This is a genomic window from Dietzia sp. DQ11-44 (genome assembly GCF_014145205.1).
Lineage (GTDB): Bacteria > Actinomycetota > Actinomycetes > Mycobacteriales > Mycobacteriaceae > Dietzia > Dietzia natronolimnaea.
Genome location: NZ_JAALEC010000703.1, coordinates 1 through 2,200 on the forward strand (window position 1 = coordinate 1; position 2,200 = coordinate 2,200).

Annotated in this window: 3 protein-coding genes; all 3 read right to left on the reverse strand. The window is 68.9% G+C overall.

Annotated features, from left to right (window positions below; translation table 11 throughout):
- On the reverse strand, positions 1-450 hold a 450-nt coding region (locus G6018_RS15885; RefSeq protein ID WP_182640134.1), incomplete at its 3' end, for a MaoC family dehydratase.
- A 17-nt stretch (positions 451-467) separates the two neighbouring features.
- On the reverse strand, positions 468-1,613 hold the full coding sequence (locus G6018_RS15890) for an acyl-CoA dehydrogenase family protein (protein WP_179525850.1): 1,146 nt from the start codon (positions 1,611-1,613) through the stop codon (positions 468-470).
- Positions 1,606-2,200: biotin/lipoyl-binding protein (locus G6018_RS15895; protein WP_182640133.1), on the reverse strand; the 595-nt coding region annotated here is incomplete at its 5' end. The genes G6018_RS15895 and G6018_RS15890, both read right to left, overlap by 8 nt.

Below are 2,200 nucleotides of genomic sequence, written 5' to 3' on the forward strand. Positions count from 1 at the left end.
GGCCCTGGCCACCACGTCACCGTGCTGGTTGCGACCGATGTGCTCGAGAGTCACGATGCCCTCGCCCGGGCGCGACTTCGACTCCCGCTTGTCCGTGCACACCGTCTCGGCGTAGAGGGTGTCACCGTGCAACACGGGCTTGGGGAAGGTGACCTCGGAGAACCCGAGGTTGGCCACGATCGTGCCCTGGGTGAGCTGCGCGACCGACAGCCCGACCAGCGTCGACAGCGTGTGCATGGAGTTCATGAGCCGCTCGCCGCCGAAGCCCGGCTGCTCGGCCGACCACGCCGCGTCGAGGTGCAGGGCCTGGGTGTTCATGGTGAGCGTGGTGAACAGGACGTTGTCCGTCTCGGTCATCGTGCGCCCGGGGCGGTGGAGGTAGGCGGTGCCGACCTCGTACTCCTCGAACCACAGTCCGCGCTGGACGATCTCCTTGCGTTGTCCGTCCATCGTCACAGCCTGGTCACTCATAACCCGAGACCGCGCGCGATCAGCATGAGCTGCACCTCGGTGGTGCCCTCGCCGATCTCGAGGATCTTGGAGTCCCGGTAGTGCCGGGCCACCGGGTACTCGTTCATGAACCCGTAGCCGCCGTGGATCTGGGTGGCGTCCCGGGCGTTGTCCATGGCCGCCTCGGAGGAGACCATCTTGGCGATGGCGGCCTCCTTCTTGAACGGCTTGCCGGCCAGCATGAGGCGGGCGGCCTCGTAGTAGGCGCAGCGCGCGGTGTGGGCGCGGGCCTCCATGCGGGCGATCTTGAAGGAGATCGCCTGGAACGACCCGATCTTCTGGCCCATGGACTCGCGTTCACGCGCGTATTTCACCGACTCGTCGACGCACCCCTGGGCGGCGCCGGTGGCCACCGCGGCGATCGCGATGCGCCCCTCGTCGAGGATCGACAGGAAGTTCGCGTACCCGCGCCCCTCCTCGCCGAGGATGTTCTCCGCCGGGACCCGCACGTCGGAGAACGTCAGCGGGTGGGTGTCGGAGGAGTTCCAGCCGACCTTGTCGTACGCCGGCTCGACCGTGAAGCCGGGCGTGCCCGACGGGACGATGATGGTCGAGATGGCCTTCTTGCCGTTGTCCCGCACGCCGGTCACCGCGGTGACGTTGACCAACGAGGTGATGTCGGTCCCCGAGTTGGTGATGAACTGCTTGTTGCCGTTGACCACCCACTCGTCGCCGTCCCGCTTCGCGGTGGTCTTGGTGGCGCCGGCATCCGACCCCGCACCGGGCTCGGTGAGGCCGAAGCCCGCGAGCTTCCTGCCCGCGGCGAGATCCGGCAGCCAGGTGTTCTTCTGCTCGTCGGTGCCGAAGTGGTAGATCGGCATCGCGCCGAGGCCCACGCCCGCCTCGAGCGTCATGGCGGTCGACTGGTCGACACGACCCAGCTCCTCGAGTGCCAGGGAGAGGGCGAAGTAGTCGCCGCCCATGCCGCCGAACTCCTCCGGGAAGGGCAGGCCGAACAGGCCCATCTCGCCCATCTTGGCGACGACCTCGTAGGGGAAGGTGTGGTTGCGGTCGTGCTCGGCCGAGGCGGGGGCGACCACCTTGTCGGCGAACTCGGCGACCGTCGACTTCAGGTCGGCGTAGTGCTCTTCCAACTCAGGCATTACCTTCTCCTTCGGATTCTTCGGTGGAGGGGTGGGGCTCGACGGTCGCGAGCAGATGGTCGGCGGGCACCTGCTCGCCGGTGGAGACGTTCAGCCGGACCACCCCGTCGATCGGTGCCGACAGGGCGTGTTCCATCTTCATGGCCTCGACGGCCAGGACGTTCTGGCCCGCGGTCACCTCGTCGCCGTCGGCGACGAAGCACGCGATGACCGATCCGGGCATGGGACTGAGGATCTGACCGTCCGACAACCCGGCGTCGTGGATCCGGGAGTCGATCAACGGGAGCAGCCGCAGGTCCCAGGTGCCACCGTCGCCGGCCACCCAGAAGGTGTCCGCCGCCTTGGGGTCAGCGGAGCGGACGACGGTCCAGCGCTGTTGGGTGCCGTCGACGGTCAGTCGCAGCGACCCGCCGTCCCGGGCGACCCTGGCCCGGTGCCGCGAGGAGACCTCGGGCTCGGCCGTGGAGCCGATCGTGGCGTCGGTGATGGTCACCTCGGCGTCGTCGGGTGTTCCGCGGAGGCCGACGGTGACGGCGTCCGAACCCGGGCCGGAGTCCAGCCGGGTCCACACCTCGGCGCGCCCGCCG